General features: G+C 58.5%; 18 protein-coding genes. 6 read left to right on the top strand and 12 right to left on the bottom strand.

The features are described from left to right. Positions 1 to 12: 12 nt before the first annotated feature. From ACQK2G_RS01325 to ACQK2G_RS01310, 4 genes are all read left to right on the top strand, one after another. On the top strand, positions 13 to 1,356 hold the full coding sequence (locus ACQK2G_RS01325; RefSeq protein ID WP_425403208.1) for an amidase: 1,344 nt from the start codon (positions 13 to 15) through the stop codon (positions 1,354 to 1,356). 16 nt (positions 1,357 to 1,372) lie between these two features. After that, a complete protein-coding gene (locus ACQK2G_RS01320; protein ID WP_425403207.1) occupies positions 1,373 to 2,899 on the top strand; it encodes a DHA2 family efflux MFS transporter permease subunit in 1,527 nt (508 codons plus the stop codon). Between the two features lie 64 nt (positions 2,900 to 2,963). Continuing rightward, positions 2,964 to 5,063, top strand: coding sequence for a molybdopterin-containing oxidoreductase family protein (locus ACQK2G_RS01315; protein ID WP_425403206.1), 2,100 nt, complete (start codon positions 2,964 to 2,966; stop codon positions 5,061 to 5,063). 46 nt (positions 5,064 to 5,109) lie between these two features. After that, a complete protein-coding gene (locus ACQK2G_RS01310) occupies positions 5,110 to 5,865 on the top strand; it encodes an SDR family NAD(P)-dependent oxidoreductase (RefSeq protein ID WP_425403205.1) in 756 nt (251 codons plus the stop codon). A gap of 14 nt (positions 5,866 to 5,879) precedes the next feature. Here ACQK2G_RS01310 and ACQK2G_RS01305 read toward each other — a convergent pair whose 3' ends face one another. The 3 genes from ACQK2G_RS01305 to ACQK2G_RS01295 form a co-directional block, all read right to left on the bottom strand. Further along, positions 5,880 to 6,590, bottom strand: a complete 711-nt coding sequence (locus tag ACQK2G_RS01305) for a DUF4126 domain-containing protein (RefSeq protein ID WP_425403204.1) — start codon at positions 6,588 to 6,590, stop codon at positions 5,880 to 5,882. 125 nt (positions 6,591 to 6,715) lie between these two features. Further along, on the bottom strand, positions 6,716 to 7,555 hold the full coding sequence (locus ACQK2G_RS01300; RefSeq protein WP_425403203.1) for a mechanosensitive ion channel family protein: 840 nt from the start codon (positions 7,553 to 7,555) through the stop codon (positions 6,716 to 6,718). 116 nt (positions 7,556 to 7,671) lie between these two features. Then, complete coding sequence (locus ACQK2G_RS01295; protein WP_425403202.1) at positions 7,672 to 8,331, bottom strand: hypothetical protein; 660 nt, start codon at positions 8,329 to 8,331, stop codon at positions 7,672 to 7,674. A 319-nt stretch (positions 8,332 to 8,650) separates the two neighbouring features. Here ACQK2G_RS01295 and ACQK2G_RS01290 point away from each other — a divergent pair, with 319 nt between their 5' ends. Beyond that, complete coding sequence (locus ACQK2G_RS01290) at positions 8,651 to 9,139, top strand: helix-turn-helix domain-containing protein (RefSeq protein WP_425403201.1); 489 nt, start codon at positions 8,651 to 8,653, stop codon at positions 9,137 to 9,139. A 138-nt stretch (positions 9,140 to 9,277) separates the two neighbouring features. After that, positions 9,278 to 10,183 carry an MBL fold metallo-hydrolase gene (locus tag ACQK2G_RS01285; protein ID WP_425403200.1) on the top strand — a complete coding sequence of 302 codons (906 nt, stop codon included), beginning with the start codon at positions 9,278 to 9,280 and terminating at the stop codon, positions 10,181 to 10,183. On the opposite strand, the gene ACQK2G_RS01280 is transcribed toward ACQK2G_RS01285, so the two are convergent. The 9 genes from ACQK2G_RS01280 to ACQK2G_RS01240 all read right to left on the bottom strand — a co-directional run bounded on the left by ACQK2G_RS01280 (position 10,170) and on the right by ACQK2G_RS01240 (position 19,592). Beyond that, positions 10,170 to 10,631: a hypothetical protein gene (locus tag ACQK2G_RS01280; protein WP_425403199.1), complete on the bottom strand. Its 462-nt coding sequence runs from the start codon at positions 10,629 to 10,631 to the stop codon at positions 10,170 to 10,172. The two genes, ACQK2G_RS01285 and ACQK2G_RS01280, sit on opposite strands and share 14 nt — an antisense overlap. A gap of 159 nt (positions 10,632 to 10,790) precedes the next feature. Next, complete coding sequence (locus ACQK2G_RS01275) at positions 10,791 to 11,837, bottom strand: ATP-grasp domain-containing protein (protein ID WP_425403198.1); 1,047 nt, start codon at positions 11,835 to 11,837, stop codon at positions 10,791 to 10,793. Positions 11,838 to 12,019: 182 nt separating this feature from the next. After that, complete coding sequence (locus ACQK2G_RS01270; protein ID WP_425403197.1) at positions 12,020 to 12,733, bottom strand: hypothetical protein; 714 nt, start codon at positions 12,731 to 12,733, stop codon at positions 12,020 to 12,022. A 56-nt stretch (positions 12,734 to 12,789) separates the two neighbouring features. After that, positions 12,790 to 13,941, bottom strand: coding sequence for an iron-containing alcohol dehydrogenase (locus ACQK2G_RS01265; protein WP_425403196.1), 1,152 nt, complete (start codon positions 13,939 to 13,941; stop codon positions 12,790 to 12,792). Positions 13,942 to 13,945: 4 nt separating this feature from the next. Beyond that, positions 13,946 to 15,313: a glutamine synthetase family protein gene (locus ACQK2G_RS01260; protein ID WP_425403195.1), complete on the bottom strand. Its 1,368-nt coding sequence runs from the start codon at positions 15,311 to 15,313 to the stop codon at positions 13,946 to 13,948. An 81-nt stretch (positions 15,314 to 15,394) separates the two neighbouring features. Next, entirely contained in the window at positions 15,395 to 16,429 is a 1,035-nt protein-coding gene (locus ACQK2G_RS01255) for a TRAP transporter substrate-binding protein (protein ID WP_425403194.1), read from the bottom strand. A gap of 75 nt (positions 16,430 to 16,504) precedes the next feature. Beyond that, positions 16,505 to 17,827 carry a TRAP transporter large permease gene (locus tag ACQK2G_RS01250; protein WP_425403193.1) on the bottom strand — a complete coding sequence of 441 codons (1,323 nt, stop codon included), beginning with the start codon at positions 17,825 to 17,827 and terminating at the stop codon, positions 16,505 to 16,507. Then, on the bottom strand, positions 17,827 to 18,396 hold the full coding sequence (locus ACQK2G_RS01245) for a TRAP transporter small permease subunit (RefSeq protein ID WP_425403192.1): 570 nt from the start codon (positions 18,394 to 18,396) through the stop codon (positions 17,827 to 17,829). The genes ACQK2G_RS01250 and ACQK2G_RS01245 overlap by 1 nt, the downstream gene beginning before the upstream one ends. A gap of 245 nt (positions 18,397 to 18,641) precedes the next feature. After that, entirely contained in the window at positions 18,642 to 19,592 is a 951-nt protein-coding gene (locus tag ACQK2G_RS01240) for a dimethyl sulfoxide reductase anchor subunit family protein (protein WP_425403191.1), read from the bottom strand. Between the last annotated feature and the right edge of the window lie 32 nt (positions 19,593 to 19,624).

Raw genomic sequence — 19,624 nt, 5'->3', positions numbered from 1 at the left:
TGGGGATCGCGCATGAAACCGCTCAAGGACTTGGCCAAGGATCTGGCGACCGGCGACACGACAAGCCGGCAGTTGGTTGAAGACTGTCTGGCCGCCATCGACGCCAGCCCGGAAGGCCAGCGCGCCTTTGTCGCCGTGAACACGGAAACCGCCCGAACGGCGGCTGATGCGATTGATGCGCTGCGGAAGGCCGGTGCGCCCCTGTCGGATTACGCCGGCATACCGATGTCCGTGAAAGACCTGTATGGGGTGAAAGGCGAAGTGACCGCCGCGGGCTCCAAGGTCCTGCGCGGCAATGCCCCCGAGGCCGCAGATTGTCCGACCGTCGCACGCTGCCGTCAGGCCGGATTCGTCTTCATCGGGCGAACGAACATGACGGAATTCGCCTATTCCGGCCTGGGCCTCAATCCACACAACGGCACACCGCGCAGCCCGTGGGATCGGGCGACCGGCCGGATACCAGGCGGCTCTTCGTCAGGGTCGGCCGTATCCATCGCGGATGGCATGGCCGCGGTAACACTCGGCACCGATACCGGCGGGTCTTGCCGGATTCCCGCCGCCTTCTGCGGCATCACCGGATATAAGCCGTCCGCCTACCGCGTGCCGTTGAACGGTATCGTTCCTCTCTCATTTTCCCTCGACTCCGCCGGCCCTCTCGGTCAATCGGTCGATTGCTGCAGCATCGTGGACGGTATTCTGTCCGGCGAGGGCGCGTCAGTCCCGGATGCCGTTGACGTGAAATCGCTGACCTTCGCTGTCCCGCAGACTTTGGTGATGGACGGGCTCGACGATACGGTCGCGACGACCTTCGAGCGCACCGTGGCCCGACTGCGCGACGCCGGAGTGACGGTGATCGACGTGCCCTTCACGGAACTCGGCGACATTCCGGCGGCCAATGCCAAAGGCGGCTTCGCCGCAGCGGAAGCCTATGCCTGGCATAAGGATCTTTTGGCGAAAAGCGCCGACGACTACGACCCCCGTGTCGGCAGTCGCATCATGAAAGGCGCGGAACAGTCAGCGTCGGACTACATAGATACAATGATGGAACGCAAGCGATTGATCGACGCCGCCAACAAGGTGACCCAACCCTTCGATGCCGTCATCACCCCGACGGTCGCCATTATCCCGCCGACCATCGAGGAAGTGGATGACGACGAGGCCTACGGTCCGATCAATCTGCTTTGCTTGCGAAACACCGCGGCATGGAACTTCCTCGATCGCTGCTCGATTTCTTTGCCTTGTGAGCGGAAGGGTGACGCCCCTGTCGGATTGATGTTGACCGGGGAGCGCGGCGGTGACGCCAAACTTCTCCGGGTGGCCAAGACGATAGAGAACCTGCTGGCGCAGGGTAACTAGGCCGAAGAGGTCACGCATGGCGGCAGCGGACACAACGACGACACAGGAGGACGCCGCGCCCAAACGCGGCCTTGTCCTCGTGACGTTGACCTTCGTCACCATGCTTTATGCGATGACGGTCACCATCGCCAATGTGTCCCTACCGCAAATGCAAGGCGCCTTGAGCGCGACCACCGATCAGATCGCGTTGGTGGTGACATTCAATATCGTCGCCACCGCCATCGTCACGCCCATGACCGGTTGGCTGACCGGCCGTTTCGGTCGCCGGAACACGATGATCTGGGGCGTGGGCGGATTTACCATCGCTTCCTTCCTGTGCGGCGCCGCACCAAACCTGGAAACCTTGGTCCTGTTCCGGGCCGCCCAGGGCGCCTTTGGCGCCCCGCTTGTCCCTCTCAGCCAAGCCATCCTGCTGGAGACCTATCCGAAGAAGGACCATGGCTTTGCCAGCTCCGTCTATGGAACGGGTGTCGTCCTGGGTCCGGTCATCGCCCCGACGCTTGGCGGATATCTGAGTGAAATGCTGAGTTGGCGCTGGGTGTTTTTCATGATCATCCCGTTCGGCGTTATCGCCATGACCGGCGTCATCGCCTTGATCAAAACCCGAAGCGAAAGGCCCTCGACAAAACTGGACTGGACCGGCTTCCTGAGCCTGTCCATCGCGGTCGCCGCCGGACAATTGATGCTCGACCGTGGGGAACGCAACGACTGGTTCAATTCGACTGAAATCATCGCCGTTGCCGGACTGTCCTGCCTCGCCCTTTATTTCTTCGTTGCCCATACGATAACCGCGAAAGAGGGATCTTCCTTCCTGAACCCGGTGATCCTGAAGGATCGTAACTACGTGCTCGGCCTGTTGATCGTCTTCGTATTCGGCATGCTGAATTTCACACCAATGACCCTTCTGCCGCCTTTACTTCAGACCGTTCAGGATTACCCGGACTCGATCATCGGCTGGCTGTTGGGAGCGCGCGGCCTAGGCACGATGTTGGCTTTTTCGATGATGGTCTATCTCAGCAAGCTCGATCCGAGACCGATCTTGATCATAGGCTTCCTGATCCAAGGGATCGCCGGCTTCGCGATGGCGAATTTCGACGTCAACGTCACCACATTCGACGTGGCGTGGACAAGCTGCCTCCAAGGATTCGGCGTCGGCCTCATCTGGGTTCCCGTCACACTGATCACCTTTTCGACCTTGGATCCAAAACTGTTGCCCGAAGGCATGGCGATCTTCCATCTGCTGCGAAATTTCGGCTCCAGCGTGTTCATCTCCATCAGTTTTGCCGTTGTGATCCGGACAGGGAAAATGAACTATGCGGAGATGGTGGAGCATATTTCTCCGTTCAACGAGCGGTTGGATATGCCGTTCGTGGCGGGACGTTGGGCCTTTGACACCACACAGGGACTGGCCGCGATGAGCGGTGAGGTCGGCAGGCAGGCAATCATGGTCGGCTACGTGAATGCGTTCTATCTGTTTGCCTTGGCGTGTCTGTCGGTGATCCCCTTCGTCTTTCTTGTTCGGATGAGGCAGGCAAGTCGTTAGGGCGGAAAAACCAAAGGGAATACTGCCCGGCACGAAAGAGGTTACCGGGCGCAGGAGGTTGGAAATGGACGGACAGGTAGGAACTACGGATGGGGCCCGGATCGGCTACAGCGCCTGCCCGCACGATTGCCCCAGCACCTGCGCCTTGAAGGTGGAAGTTCTATCCTCGGACCGGATCGGTCGCCTCTACGGGGCAAAGGACAACAGCTACACCGACGGGGTCATCTGCGCCAAGGTCGCCCGCTATGCGGAACGCATCCATCACCCGGACAGGCTGACACAGCCGATGCGCCGCGTGGGTCCAAAGGGATCGGATCAATTCGTGCCGATTTCGTGGGATGAAGCGCTGGACCGAACCGCCGAAGCCTTCATTGCCGCAGAAAATCAACACGGACCGGAAGCTGTATGGCCGTACTATTTCGCCGGCACGATGGGTTTGTTGATGCGGGACGGCATCAACAGGCTGCGGCATGCGAAAAAGTATTCCGGCATGTACGGGTCGATCTGTACCGTCTTGGCTTGGCCGGGAATCGTTGCCGGAACGGGCTTCCTGGCCGGCCCGGACCCACGGGAAATGGCCGAAGCGGACGTCGTTGTCATCTGGGGCACCAACCCGGTTCACACCCAGGTCAACGTGATGACACATGCCATGAAAGCGCGGCGTGAACGGGGCGCCAAGATCGTGGTCGTCGACGTTTATGAAACGCCGACGGTCAAACAAGCGGATATGGGCATCGTTCTTCGCCCCGGCACGGATGGGGCACTGGCCTGTGCCGTCATGCATATCCTTTTCCGGGACGGTTATGCCGATTGGGATTACCTGAACCGCCATGCGGACGACCCCAAGGGGCTGGAAGCGCATCTTCGCACCCGCGGTCCCGACTGGGCGAGCAAAATCACCGGATTGTCGGTCGACCAGATTGAGGCCTTCGCCCAGCTTCTCGGCCACAACAAGAAGTCATTCCTCCGGTTGGGCTATGGCTTCTCGCGTCAGCGTAATGGCGCCGTCAATATGCACGCGGCCTGTTCTATCGCCACCGTACTCGGGTCCTGGCCCTTGAAGGGGGGCGGCGCGTTTCATAATAGCGGCGGTATTTATCACTGGAACAAGAGCCTGATCGAGGGCAGCGATGCCATGGACCCAAGTGTTCGGGTGCTGGACATGTCGAGGATCGGCGAAATTCTCATCGGCGAGAAGGAGGCCCTGTTCGGCGGACCGCCCGTGACTGCCATCCTGACCCAGAACACCAACCCGATGATGGTTTCCGCCGACTCGACCAAGGTCCACAAAGGATTCTCCCGGGACGATCTGTTCGTTTGCGTGCACGAGCACTTCATGACGGAAACGGCCCGGATGGCCGATATCGTCCTGCCGGCAACCATCTTTCTGGAACACGACGATATTTATCAAGGCGGCGGCCACCAGCACATTCTTTTCGGCCCGAAGCAGATCGATCCGCCCGGTGAATGCCGCAGCAACCACGATGTAATTTGCGGTCTGGCGGAACGGGTCGGTGCGAAGCATCGCGGCTTTGAAATGACGCCGCGCGAAATCATCGATTGGACCCTGGTCAATAGCGGCTGGCCCGACCTCACCACCTTGGAGCGGGAGCGGTGGATCGACGTTCAGCCCAGTTTCGATGAGAGCCACTATGTGGACGGCTTCAAGACGCCGGACGGCAAGTTCCGGTTCCATCCGGATTGGTCACATGCACTGGCCAATCGCTTCGCACCCGGCGGCGATATATCCAACATGCCGTCTTTCCCGGACCATATGGAAACGATCGAAGAAGCAACCGAGGCTATGCCGTTCCGGTTGGTTACAGCGCCGGCGCGAAACTATCTGAACTCCACCTTTACGGAGACCGATACCTCGAAGAGCAAGGAAGGCAAGCCGAAGGTATTCGTACATCCCGAAGACGCGAACCGCCTGGGCGTCGGCCAAGGAGACAAGGTCGTTCTGGGTAACGACAGGGGCGAGGTTCGCATTCACGTGGACCTGTTCGAAGGGGTGCAACACGGGGTCGTCATTGTCGAAAGCATTTGGCCGAACGACGCATTCGAAGACGGAAAGGGAATCAACTTCCTGACCGGTTCCGACCCTGCCGGACCGCAGGGCGGTTGTGCATACCACGATAATAGGATTTGGATACGCCCGGCCTGACAGAGTGCAAGGCCCGGGTTCAACGGAAAACCATTGAGGGAGCGAAATGGGTAACAAGATCGATCTTGAAGGAAAACGTGCGGTCATAACGGGCGGCGCCCAGGGCATCGGATACGCAATCGCCGAGCGCTTTATTGAATCGGGTGCATCGGTCGGATTATGGGACAGGGATGAGGATTTGATGAACAAATCCGTCAGCCAACTCTCCAAGAACGGCAAGGCATTCGGCTTCGCTGTCGACGTTACCGACGCAGACGCGGTAAACGATACAGCGGCGAAGACCAAGGACGCGATGGGCGGCATCGATATTCTTGTCTGTAACGCGGGAATCGCCGGGCCGGCCGTGCCGGTTTTGGATTATCCAGTCGACGAGTGGAACAAGGTCATCAATCTGGACCTGAACGCCGTCTTCTATTGCTGCAAAGCCGTCGCCCCGATGATGGTCGATCAAAACTATGGACGGATCGTCAACATCGCCTCGATTGCAGGCAAGGAAGGCAATCCGAACGCATCCGGCTACAGCGCCGCGAAGGCCGGGGTCATCGGCTTCACCAAATCGTTGGGCAAGGAGCTGGCGAAGCATGACATCGCCGTCAACTGCATCACGCCGGCGGCGGCCCGGACCGCGATCTTCGACCAGATCACCCAGCAGCATATCGACTTCATGCTGTCGAAAATTCCACGTGAGCGGTTCGTCCTTGTCGAGGAAATCGCTGCCATGACCGCCTGGCTTTCGAGCGCGGAGAATTCCTTCACCACGGCGGGCGTATTCGATATCAGCGGAGGACGCGCGACCTATTAGAGTCCTGCGCCTTCTCAGTCATCCAGCTTTGCCGGAGGCCCGCCATTAGACCCGATGGTGGGCCTTCCGCGTATAATAAGGCCGTTTGGGGCGATTTCGGCCCCGATATCCTCCCCTGGCGGTGAGCCGATGCCCACCTTCGAAAGCAGGAAGCGCAAGACGCGCCATAGTTTCGGCACGAGCCAGATCACGAGAAGAATGAACAGCGCTAGCAATGCCAGGAATACGATCGGGTTGAAGATGGCCAGCAAAACCCCGCCGATTGCAAGAATGTCCTCGAAAAAGGAAGCGAACCAGTTACTGAAAGGTTCCGGGGATGTGTTGATTACAGCGCGGCTTGTCGCCTTTGTAAGGTGACTGCTCGCGGCCAACGTCCCGCCCATCACCAGGGCCGCAACCGTTTCAAGGTCCTGGCCCAGGAACTCTCCGCCCAACCCATCGACGGCACCGACAGCCATCAAGGCGCCCGCTGGAATTCTAATGAAGGTGTGAACTGCATCCCAAAGGGAGTCCACGGCAGGGATCTTGTCTGCCAGAAATTCTACGAAGAACAAGGTTGCGGCAGCAGCCAGGACCAGCGGGTTGGACAAGATCTGCATTTCGTCCGGCAGGGTGACGACACCGACCATATTCAAAATGCCAAGCAAAGTCGCCGTAGCATAGAGGTTGATGCCGCTGGCCCAGGCAGCACCAAGAGCCAGTGCCAGAATTTGCAGACTTTCCATTGTGTTCGACCTCCACTCCGTTCCCGGGCGATGGCCAGGAATGCATTTCCGTTAATTAGGGACCCGCATTGTGGAGATACAAGCGCCCCGGCCCATTTGGACCGGGGCGGATGCGAGATAGCCGTTTAGGCGTCGTTGGCGCCTTCACTAACCATATGAACGACCCGTTGCGGGAAAGGGATCTCGATCCCTTCCTTGTCGAAGGTCTGTTTGAATGCTTTCGTCAGGTCGAACTTGATGCCCCAATAGTCGCCAGCATCGCACCAGACCCGGACGATGATATCGACGGAGCTTTCACCGAGATTGCCAACCACGATCTGCGGCTCCGGTTCCTTATGGCAGCGCGAGTCGGCATCAACGATATCCTTGATTACCTTGAACGCCTTGTCGATGTCGTCGCCATAGCCGACGCCCAGAAGGAAATCGACGCGACGGGTGGGGTTGGCGCTGAAGTTCTTTATCGACGTGTCCCACAATTGCTTGTTCGGGACGATGATCTTGACGTTGTCAGGGGTCGCCATCTCGGTGGTGAACAGGCTGATCACCTTGACTGTTCCGGAAATGCCGGCGGCATCCACGAAATCACCGATCTTGAAGGGCCGGAAGAACAGCAACATGACGCCGGCGGCGAGATTGCTGAGCGTTCCCTGCAGGGCCAAACCGATGGCAAGGCCGGCGGCACCGAGCACGGCGATCAAGCTTGCTGTCTGGACACCAAAGCGTTCCAGGACCATGACGACGGTTACTGCGATAACAAGATAACGGACAAGCGTCGAAAGGAAGTGCTGAAGTGTTTCGTCCATGCCGCGGATCTTGCCGAGGCCCTTGTTTGCCGCGCTGCTCGCCCAACCCGCAGCGACCCAACCAACAATCAAAATAACAACGGCACCGACCACCTGCAGTCCGTAGGCTGTCACGAGTTCAGCGACGTGGTTAATTGTTTCCGTAATCTGTTCCTGGTCCATGACCTTTACCTCTCCACTTCGTCCCAGTTTCCGCGCCATCCATGGCCGCGTCGTGATCGCACCCCGCACGCTCAATACTGCTAATATTGATGCCCAGCAACCTTTGAGAACGATTATTATTTCCGCGACAACCGCGCGATAATCACAGACGCGGTGTCGTGTATAACGGGGCGGTACCCACCGATGAGAGCGGCCACGCTGATCTTGGGCGTCAGCACGGTAACTGAATGCCCCAATAGATCCACTTTATCGGAAGCATTCTGATATCCCTGGAAAGACCAGTCCAGCAGAACGGCGCCGGCAATAAGCAAGCAGCGACCATCAACCTCGATCATCGTACCATCGGGGAGATCGGCCAGTTCTGCGTGCCATATCCGCTGGCGAAAACGCCGTGGAAGAGCCCGTTCTCTGTGTAATTCAACATCCAGAACCGCGGCAGATGCGGAAACTGGAATTCGAGCAGTACAATCCAGCGCGGCTCGATAGGCTCTATAATCGTCACGGCGGCATTCCGCGCAGGGCCTGTGGCCCGCAGCAAGGGCAGTCACTTCATCGAGGAAAAACAGTTCCGTATAGCGGCCCGGAGACATGATGGCCCGCATTCTTCCGTTGAATTCAGTTTTGCAAATGATCCAGTTCTTGTGACGCCATCGGCGGTGCCCGACATCGCCATGGGCGTCATGAAGTATTCCCCGGTTGCCCATGAACGTACCGTAGGACGGGTCGGCGACAAGTTCACCTTTAGGGGTTACCCGGTTTTGCCTTGGATTTTTCATAAATTTATCAGTAATTGACGATTTGTCGCACCAGAACGGAGCACCGCGCACACACTCGAAAATTGAACTATTGTGTGAGATATAAGGTATCCTGCCACCACATAAATGGATAAATCACTGTAACGGCCTATTTTTTTATCTTGCCGACCGCATTTTTTGTTCCTGTTCCAAACCAACGACTCTTGATATAAGCGTCATGAACCATGACAATGGCATGTGTGCCGGCATTTTGATTTTCGTGTGCCCCAAAGTGTCGTTTGTATCATTTTTGTGTGACACCGTAGTTAATCTACCTGCCTCCCAATGGAGTTCTTGATCAATGCCTAGAAGAAGCAAACCTGTTGTTTATGACGCGCCGGACGGGCCGATTCCCGCTGGCCGCCCGGGTGTGCCGAACCCGATCGATATTCACGTTGGGTCCAGAATGCGCATGCGCCGCATCATGTTGGGGATGAGCCAACAAAAGCTTGGCGAAGCGCTCGGCCTGACTTTTCAGCAGGTTCAGAAGTACGAACGTGGCACGAACCGCGTGGGCGCCTCCCGTCTTTGGGATCTGTCGAATGTTCTGGACGTGCCGATCACGTTCTTTTTCGAAGACATGCCGACCGACGTCGCCGGCAACAGTCCGCGCCTTCGCGCCGGGCTTTCCGAGGAACCGGTTCCGGAAGTGGATTTTGAGCCCGATCCCATGGCCAAGCGCGAGACTTTGGAACTCGCCCGAGCCTATTACAAGATCAAGGACCCGATGGTTCGCAAGCGTGTCTTCGATCTCGTGAAGGCGCAGGCCAAGGTCGACGCCGACAAATAGGCATTGTCCTGTCCGATCGATCCCCCCGTGCAAGGCAGTGCGGGGGGATTTTCTTTTCTTGCAAATCCCACTGTGCCAGATTGGTAACGGCCTGATCCCAGGTTCTATCCATCAATCCGCAGTTGGGGCTAAGATCCGATGGCAGACCTCCCTTTCGTTCGGGACATGTCCTTCCAATACGGTCATCTGGCCGAGGTCGCCCCGGGACTCCGCCGGCTCATCGTCGAGAACCCCAGCCGCTTCACCTTTCATGGTACGGGAATCTATGTGGTCGGTACCGGCGAAGTCGCCGTTATCGACCCCGGCCCGAAATCACCTGACACCGTACGGGCGTTGCTCGACGCGCTGAAGGGTGAAACCGTCTCCGCGATTCTGATTACCCATACGCATTTGGACCATTCCCCGGCCGCAGCCGATCTGAAGCAGATGACCGGGGCGCCGACCTACGGGTTCGGGCCGCATGGCGGCGATTCCGCCGACAGGGAGAGCGTAGAGGAAGGCGCCGATTACGTGTTCGACCCAGATTTCCGGCTGGTCGACCAGGCTACGGTTTCCGGCAAGGATTGGACCCTGCATGCCGTGCATACGCCGGGGCATACCTCCAACCACCTATGTTACGCCTTTGAAGAACGGAACGCCCTGTTGAGCGGCGATCATGTCATGGGTTGGTCGACGACGGTGGTCTCACCGCCGGATGGGAATATGGCCGATTACATGGCCTCGCTTAAGAAACTGCGGGCCAGGCCGGAACGTGTTTATTGGCCGACGCATGGCCCGGCAATTACAGAGGCCCATGGTTTCGTTGACCGGTTATACGAACACCGCATGGACCGCGAACGACAGATATTGGCATGTCTAAGGGAAGGCCTGACCACAATCGATCGAATGGTTCCCCATATGTACGCCAATGTGCCGGCCGCGCTATACCCTGCCGCCGCCCGCTCAGTGTTGGCCCACTTACTGAAAATGATCACTGAAGGACGAGTGGTGGCGGCCGACAGGCTGCCAACCGTGAACAGCCGATTTGAGGCTATTCCTTCTTAGACTGTACAACATTCGGCCCGAATTTGAGGCGGACCGGATGCCCCTGATGGTCCAGGCCTTCACCCACGCCATTGCCTGTTGCGTCCATCACGAAAGCGCCTTCCGCGCTTAGACCGCTGGCACAATTGATCCGCCAATAGCCATCTGATTCCGTCTTGCCGATATCGCCATCGGCGGTTTGTGTATCCCAATGACCGAAGCATCGGTTCACGACGCCCGTGGAACTCGTCGAGAACGGATCCTGGTAATAGACGCGGAGACGGAACTGTCCGACGCCGCCCGGCACCGGTTTGACGATAAATCCATCGCCGTAGCCATCCTGTCCCCAGCTTACCGCGAGCGGCACTTCGTCCGAAGCGGCAGTATCGTTAACCGCACTGTCGCGACCGGTCTCGGCGCATGCCGAAAGAGCTAGGATTAGAGCAAGAACTCCTATGGATTTCATCATGATCCGCCTCGTCGTTTGCGGTATGCCGAAGACTAACGCGCCACACATATGGTGTATCGGCGTGCCGGTGAGAACCGCCCTATCAATCTTTTCACTTCAATAGATCGCGACCAAACGTCGCCGTAAGGGAATTCGTTGCTTGTATCCGTCGCGTATCGACTACCTGTCAATCGCGGCCCGCCGCCCGCCGACGCTTTCTTCATCCGCTTCCACAGCCAACTCTTCCCACGAAACGCAGTCTCCGGCCGGATCGTGATCCACGATAATGTCTTCTGCGTGACGCAGCAGCATCCCACCATAGTTCAAGGGACGCGGGGCCGCGGCGGCCGCCGCGTTGCCTGAAACCATCTGCACCAGCCGTTCGGGCGATGCCAGCCCCGATCGAATGCTCAAATTGGACGCGCCGCCGAACCTTGCGTTCACCTCGATGAACTGGGCCCCTGCGACAGGATCGTAAAAGGCCTGCAAATTATTGTGCCCCACAAGACCCAGCAATTCGGACAAGGCCAAGGCTGCCTCGGTCAACTCGGGCAGTTTCTCGACCCTCGTTTTCCATGACTCACCGGCCCGCGTCGAAATACGCCGCCGCGCAACCGCCTGCAGCGGCCGCCCACGAAGATCCATCAGGACGTCGATGCTGTATTCCGGCCAATCGACGAATTCCTGGATGATCAGGCCACCCGGTACGTCGCCATGCAGAACCTGATACGCGGAAAGCGCTTCCTTATTGGAAATCCGCATCGCGTGATGCGGCACGGTCCGGTCCGCAGCCCGGCAAAAAACCGGAAACCGGTCGACGGCAGACACGGTCTGATAACTCTTCGGTGTCGGGAATCCGTTATCCTTGCAGAATGCGATGAAGCGCCAGGAATTGCTGCAGATATCGATGGTTTCCTGCGACGGAACCAAGACCGAAACACCATTGGCGCGCAAACGTCCGGCGAACTCGGCCAAGCGGCCGAGTTCGCCGTCACGAGTGGGAATCACAAGGGAAATTTCGTAGGCGGCGCAGATCGCTTCCAAGGCATCAGGAAACCGGGGATCATTGCTGCGCGGTGTAAGGACAGCCCGATCCGCGACCTGCAGTGCGGCACTGTCAGCCGCCAGATCGGCCGCAACGACAATGCCCCCGAAAGGACGAACGGCATCCTGAAAAGCCTTTACCAACAAGGCCTTGCTGCTGGCGCTGAGGATCAAAACGTTCAAACGAGGCCCTCCTTCTGGTTGGCCATGCGGCTTCTACCGACAGCCCAGTATGCGCCAACCCGACAATCATGGGAATAGCGTGCAGCATACCACACGCAAGAATCGCTCCAGTTTGCCGGGAAACGGCCTGAGATTGGCCTCAAGGGCCGGTCAAATCGATGCAAAACGCACCGAGGAATATCTCAGGCGAAGGCGGTACCCCAAGTCTCGATCATCACATCGACGCCGATCGCAACCGCAAGCAGGCCTGCCGCGATACTAAGCGCCGCATGCGCCCGCAGGGCATGTTTCTCGACCGCTCGCAGCGGCCATGCCGCGACGGCGGTCAGCGCCGCCATCCCGAGAATCGAGCCAATCCCGAAGACCAGGACATAGGCCACCGCCGTCCAGGCGTCCTTCGTTGCCGCGACCGCCAGGGCAAGAAGCCCTGCTGATCCGGCGGCACCATGGATCAGGCCGACGAACAACGCCCTGACCGGGAAGCCTGTGGGGTGCTGGTGCTGGTGCCGGTCCTCGGCATGCGCCGTGACCGCCCCATGATGGCTATGGGCATGGAGATGAACCTTGCCGTCGCCGTGGTCATGCGCGTGGAAATGGATCTTCTTTTTCCGCATCTTCCGGAAAACATCTAACCCGAGCAGAACCAGCATGCACCCGACCGTGAATTCAAGCAGCGCAGCCGTCTGATCCGTTAGCGTCAGACCGAGCAGAATGACCGCCGAGCAGATCGCGAACAGGGTAATCGTATGACCGACCCCCCAGACGGCGCCCCGTAGGGCCAATCCGCGCTTCGATCCTCCCTTGCCGATTGCCATGGTGCCGACGGCGGCAAGATGGTCAGCCTCGAGAGCATGTTGCATCCCGATCAGAAAGCCGAGGACCAGAAACCCTTCCATGACGCCTCCAAGCGCGCGTAATCAAGAATTAACCGAAACGAAAGGCAGTTTCCGCGTCAGACCGTGCCGGCCAAGGCGCGGCGATAGAGGTCGCTGCATATTTCCTCGGTCAGCGGTACAGGGTTGCCGCCGGCCGTGGGATCGACGACGGCCATAGCAGCCATTCGTTCGGTCTGCGCGTCATCGATACCAATTTCCTTGGACGTATGAGCGATCCCAAGTTCGGCGCGAAGGTCCAAGATGTATTTCATGAACCCGTCGAAGCCGCCATCGATGCCGAGCCATGCGGCCAGTCGATCGATTTTCCCTTCGATCGCCGGTCGATTGAAAGCCAGCACATAGGGCAGGTAAACGGCATTCGTCAGGCCATGATGTGTGTGATACAGCACACCCGCCGGATGGGAGAGGGAATGAACACCGCCCAGCCCCTTCTGGAAGGCGACCGCGCCCATCGCCGCGGCGGACATCATATGGCCGCGAGCTTCGATATCGGTGCCGTCCTTATAGGCGCGCGGCAGGTATTCCTTCACCAAGCGCATGCCTTCGACCGCGATGCCTTCCGACATCGGGTGATAGGTCGGTGCACAATAGGCTTCCAGGTTATGGACGAAGGCATCCATGCCGGTGCCGGCCGTGATATGCGGAGGCAGACCGACGGTCAGTTCCGGGTCGCTGATCACGACACTGGGCAGCATTTTCGGGTGGAAGATGACCTTCTTCACCTCTTCCGCCGTATTGGTCACGACACCGGCGCGGCCGACTTCGGAACCGGTGCCGGATGTGGTCGGCACAGCGATAATCGGCCAGATCACTTCCGCATTCGCGCGAGTGAACCAGTCGCCGATATCCTCGAAGTCCCAGACCGGGCGGACCTGATCCGCCTGGAAGGCGATCAATTTGCCGACATCCAACGCCGAGCCGCCGCCAAAGGCGATCACGCCATCATGGCCGCCCGCCTTGAAGGCGTCGATACCCGCGTCCAGGTTCGTATCGGTCGGGTTGCCGTCGACGCCGGAGAACAGGCCACGGCCCAACCCCGCTTTTTCCAGAATGTCCAACGCACGCGCGGTGATCGGAAGGTCAGCGAGCCCCCTATCGGTCACCAGCAGGGGGCGTTCGATGCCCACGTTGCGACACGCGTCCGGTAGAGCTTCAATCCGTCCGGCACCGAACCAGATCGTTGTGGGATAGGACCAATTCGCCTGCATTCTCTTAAGCCCTTTCAAAACCGCGCGCCACTTCCCAATCGGTGACCGCATCATCAAACGCTTTCTGTTCCCACGTCGCCGCGTGGACGTAGTGATCGACTACCTCGTCTCCCATCGCGGCGCGCAGCATTTTCGATTTCTTCAAGGCAACCGTCGCTTCGCGCAGCGTGCTTGGTATGCTGCGCGCCCGGGCAGCCTTATAGGCGTCGCCGGCAAATTCCGGTTCCAGCTCCAGCTTGTTCTCGATCCCGTCGATCCCGGCCGCCAGCATCGCCGCATAGGCGAGATACGGGTTCAGGTCGGATCCGCCGACGCGGCATTCCACACGGATGCCCTTCGTGCCTTCACCGACAAGGCGGTACCCCGCCGTGCGGTTGTCCAGAGACCAGATCGCCTTGGTCGGCGCGAAAGTGCCTTCCTTGAACCGCTTGTAGCTGTTGACGTAGGGAGCGAGGAAGTACGTGAACTCGCCGGCATGGGCGAGCAGCCCCGCCAGGTAATGCTTCATCAGGTCCGACATGCCGTACTGTCCGTCCGGATCCAGAAAGGCCGACTTTCCGTCCAGCGTCCACAGGGATTGATGAACGTGGCAGGAACTGCCCGCCATCTTGGCGTTCCACTTGGCCAGGAAGGTCAGAGCATGCCCCTTCTGCCAGGCGATTTCCTTGCAGGCATTCTTGATGATGACGTGATTGTCGGCCATGTCGACCGCTTCGCTGTATTTGACGTTGACCTCGCCCTGTCCGGCATCGGCCTCGCCCTTCGTATTTTCGACGGGGATACCCGCACCCTGCAGACCGGTTCGGATCGCGCGCATCACGTTCTCTTCCTTGGTCGTCTGGAAGATATGGTAATCCTCATTATAGGCGCTGTAGGTCTTGAGGTCCCGGTAACCGCCATCGCAGGCTTCCTCGAAGGACTCCCGGAACATGAAGAATTCCAACTCGGACGCCATGAAGGGTTTCAGCCCCATCGCTTCCAGCCGCTTGACCTGCTTCTTCAGCACGGCGCGCGGCGAATGGGGAACGTCTTCATGGGTGTGGTGATCCAACACGTCGCAGAGGACCATGGCCGTGCCTTCCAGCCATGGCAGGCGCCGCAGCGTCGTCATATCCGGCTTCATCGTGTAATCGCCGTAACCGGCAGACCAACTGGTCGACTTGTAACCCTGGACGGTTTCCATCTCCAGATCGGTTGCCTGGAGATAGTTGCAGCTATGAGTCTCCTCATGACCGCTTTCAATAAAGAATTCCGCTTGGAAGCGTTTGCCCATCAGGCGGCCCTGCATATCGACCTGTACCGCCAGCACAGTGTCGATTTCGCCTTTTTCGACGGCGGTTTTCAATTCTTCGAATGTTAGGTTGCCCGGCATGACTGCTTCCGTTTTTTTGCTGACTTGAAGGAAGTGTGGGGCGCACGAACGGCGCCCCACAGAACCGTTTGAACGCCCTTATTAGCTATAGCGGTAGGGACGTCCAGCCTTAACCATATCGGCGTTGTACTTCTTGAAGATTTCCACGACCTTCGCCTTGGTTTCGGATTCAGAGGCGATTTCGTCCCAGAACTTCACGGCGGCCTGTTCGACCTGCTCCCACTCCTTGTCCGGAATGGAGGTCAGTTCCATCTTCGTGCCGTTGACCCGCAGCGAAGCCTCGCCGCCCCAGTACCACCACTGACGGTAATAGTGGGAGCTGTCGAAGGTGACCTTGACCAGTTCCTTCAGGTTATCCGGCAACTCGTTCCAACGGTCCATGTTGGCGAAGAAGGACCCCGCCCAGGCGCCGGAAATGTTGTTGGTCAGGAAATAATTGGTCACGTCCGCCCAGCCCACGGTGTAGTCTTCCGTGATACCGGACCAAGCAATGCCGTCCAGTTCACCGGTTTGGACGGCGACTTCGATGTCTTCCCAGGGCAGCGTGACCGGCACGACACCGAACTGGGTCAAGAAACGGCCCGCGGTCGGGAAGGTGAAAACCCGCTTGCCCTTCAGGTCGGCGAGACTGCGGATCGGATCCTTGGTGGCAAAGTGGCACGGATCCCAGGAACCGGCGGAGATATGCTTCACCCCGACCTTGGAGTATTCCGCGTCCCAAATCTCGTTCAGGCCGTACTGATTGAACAGCACCGGCACGTCGAGCGAATAGCGGCTGGCGAACGGGAAGTACCCGCCGAAGACCGTAACTTCCGTCGGTGAGGCCATGGAGTCGTCGTCGGACTGGACCGCGTCGATCGTGCCGCTTTGCATCGCTCGGAACAACTCGCTGGTCGGAACCAGCTGATCCGCGAAATAGAGTTCGATCTCCATCTGATCGCCGGCGATCTTGTTGAAGCTGTCGATAGCCGGTTTGATCACGTGTTCGGCAAGCGCCGGACCAGCATAGGTCTGCATGCGCCATTTGATCTTGGACTGGGCGTGTACGGCCGGGGCCGCCAGGGCCGCCGCACCGGCGACACCGGCACCAGCAAGAAACTTACGTCTCGTAGTCATTTTCTACTCCTTGTTCTTAACGTTGTTGAAACCGAGCGGATTGAGCCCGCGATACGGCTCCTTTTCGGAGCTCTGTTAAAGGCCGTAAACATAGTGCGGCAACCAAAGTGCAATATTCGGAAAGACCATGACCACCGCAAGCGCCAACACCATTACACACACAAAGGGAAGAATGGATCCGTAGATGTCCCGCAAGGTGATTTCAGGGGGAGCCATCGCACGCATCAAGAACAGATTATACCCGAAGGGCGGCGTCATATAGGCTATCTGCGTCGTGATCGTATAAAGCACGCCATACCAGACAAGATCGAAGCCCAGGACTTTCACGAGCGGCACGTATAACGGCGCCACGATGACCAGCATGGCCGTATCGTCCAGGAAAGTGCCCATCAAAAGGAACGAGAGCTGCATCAGGATAAGGATTGTCCAAGGGTCGAGCCCGAGCTGTTCCGTGAACAGATTATCGATTGCCCGGACGGCCCCCAGCCCATCGAAAACGGCCCCAAAACCCAACGCCGCCAGGATGATCCACATAAACATGCAGGAGATCGCAAGGGTCTGCCGAACCGAAACCTCAAACACCTCGCGCGTCATGCGCCGCTTCACCACCGCGGCGAGGAAGGCCGCCATTGCACCGATCGCCGAACTTTCGACCAGACTGGTCCAACCGTTCACGAAAGGCACCATCATGGACGCGAAAATCACGATCGGCAGAACGCCTGCCTGCAACAGGCGAATCTTTTCAGCCAGCGGAACCGTTCTTTCCTCGGCCGGCAGAACCGGCCCCAGCTTCGGGTTGAGACGGCAGCGCAGGGCGATATAGATGATGAACAAGGCCGCCATCATCAGGCCCGGGAACACCCCCGCCAGCCACAATTGACCGACCGGCTGGCGGGCGATCATCGCATACAGAACAAGCACGACAGATGGCGGAACCAGAATCCCCAATGACGACCCGGCCTGTATGACCCCGGTCACCATTCGTTTGTCGTAACCGCGCTTTAGCAGTTCAGGCAGGGCAATGGTCGCGCCGATCGCCATCCCGGCCACGGATAGACCGTTCATCGCGGAAATCAGCACCATCAGCCCGATCGTCCCGATCGCCAGGCCGCCGGGAACCGGCCCCATCCAAACATGGAACATCTTGTAGAGATCGTCGGCGATTTTCGATTCCGACAGGACATAGCCCATGAAGATGAACATCGGCAGGGTCAGCAGCGGATACCATTTCATCAGCTTCATTGCCGAGGCGAACGGTATATCGGACCCGCCGGTCCCCCAAAGCGCCAGCGCGGCAATCGCGGCGATGCCGCCGATCGCGCCGAAGACACGTTGACCCGTCATCAGCATAAGCATCATCGACGAGAACATCAGGATGGCGATTAATTCGTACGACATCAGAGGGACACTTTCCGGATTTTGGCAATGTCCTTGATCAACTCGGAAGACACTTGCATCAGCATCAGAAGGAATCCGATGCACATGACCACTTTGATGGGCCAGAGGTGGGGCCGCCACGCGGTCGGGCTGCGTTCAAGGTGGCCAATTTCCTCTGTTCCGATGGCCAAACCGAACAGGAAGGCAATCGGCTCCTTGCCGAAATAGCCGAATGAATAGGCGGTTGAACCAAGCCCGCCATAAAGCAGAACGCCGAGATAGAAGATCAACATCAGCACCGTGACGGCGTCGTAGCAGGCCTTTTTCCGATCCGACCAATTGCCGTAGAACAGATCCATGCGAACATTGGATCCCAGCTGGATCGAATAGGGCCCGCCCACGATGTAATAGGCCACCATCAGGAACTGGGCCACTTCCAGCGTCCATAACGAGGGATCGAAGAAGGTTTTGGAAATCGAGGACCAAAGCAGCACCGCGACCAGTGCGAAGATGCCATACATGACGACCCGGCCGATACGGCGGTTCAGCCCATCGACGAAACGGATATAGGCTATGGTCCAACGAGGCATGGGACGATTACCGGAGAGCAGTCGAGTCTTGCGGAACTTGGGGCCGTTCGGCCGTTCCGCAAATGGCAAAAGAAATCAAACAAGGCGCGACCCGTTTCCTTCGCGCGCCCTCCTCGCCGCTCACCAAAAACACTCCGGCACCCCACTTTTTTGAAGCGGGTAGCATTTCACAGCAAAAGCTTCCGTCAAGGTCTTTTATGCCCGATCGTGAGGAAGAAAACGGTCGACAGGTCCGGTGCCGACAATCACGCCTGGGCGGCACCATAATAGAGCGTGACCACATGCCGGGCTTCGGCGAAAAACAGCCAGCGTTCCAACAAAACACCGGTCGCGGAGAAGGCCACCGCGGCGAGCGCGCAGAGAACCTCGCCCACCCCACTCAGGAAAACCGCTCCGACAATCAGGGCTATGGGCAGGACGAACCCCATCAGCGACGAATAAACCCTCAGTTTATCTGCGTGCTTTCTGGCAATTCGGAACCCCATCTCATCCATCAGGTAATTCGATTCGGTGTGCGGCCCTTCAAGCAGAGTCGTCTTGCCCGGTCGCCCCAATCCCGTCGCGGTGCCGATATCGCTCGGGGAGGCGGCGTTTTCCAGAAAACGCCAGTAGGTCTGTTTGATTACCAAGCCCAACGCCAGCGACATCAAAGCCGCCGCGGCGATTTCGTCTCGCATGCCGTATTGCCGAAGATGTGCGAAAAAGGTCAGCAGGACGGCACCGGTCATCAACCCGAGGACAAGATAACCCGCGACGGTATAACCGTTGTGCCAAGCCCGGATGGTCTTCAGCGACGCATAAATCATCGCCGTGCAATAGATCGTGACCAGGGCCAAGACGATCGACGCTGCCGCGATGACGACGACTGTCTGGCGGTCCGCCATCCCCATGAACCAGACATAGGCATAGGCGGCCATCGGAAGATAGGCCAGAATGGCGGCAACGCCTTCGCGGGAAAGCCAGGACGTCTTCCATTGGCTCAAAGCCCGCCAGGCCCGCTCAGGATGGCCAAGATGGGCTGTTGAGGACAGCAAACCCGCCGTCACCAGGGTAAAAGACACGCCCAGGACCACGAGGGCGAAGTCCCGATCCTGCGGCAACCGGTCTAACAGACTAAAGAACGCGAACCAGATCAGCAGGCCGTAACCGGCACCGGACGCGGTTGTAAAGAAGATGACGGACTTAGCGGGATGCATGGATTTCCCTGGGGCTGAAGTTCAGATTCTCG

The sequence above is a fragment of the Hwanghaeella sp. genome, assembly GCF_965227365.1.
Taxonomy (GTDB): domain Bacteria; phylum Pseudomonadota; class Alphaproteobacteria; order UBA8366; family Aestuariispiraceae; genus Hwanghaeella.
The sequence above is the reverse complement of the archived record's forward strand: the minus strand, read 5'-3'. Positions and strand labels throughout refer to the sequence as shown.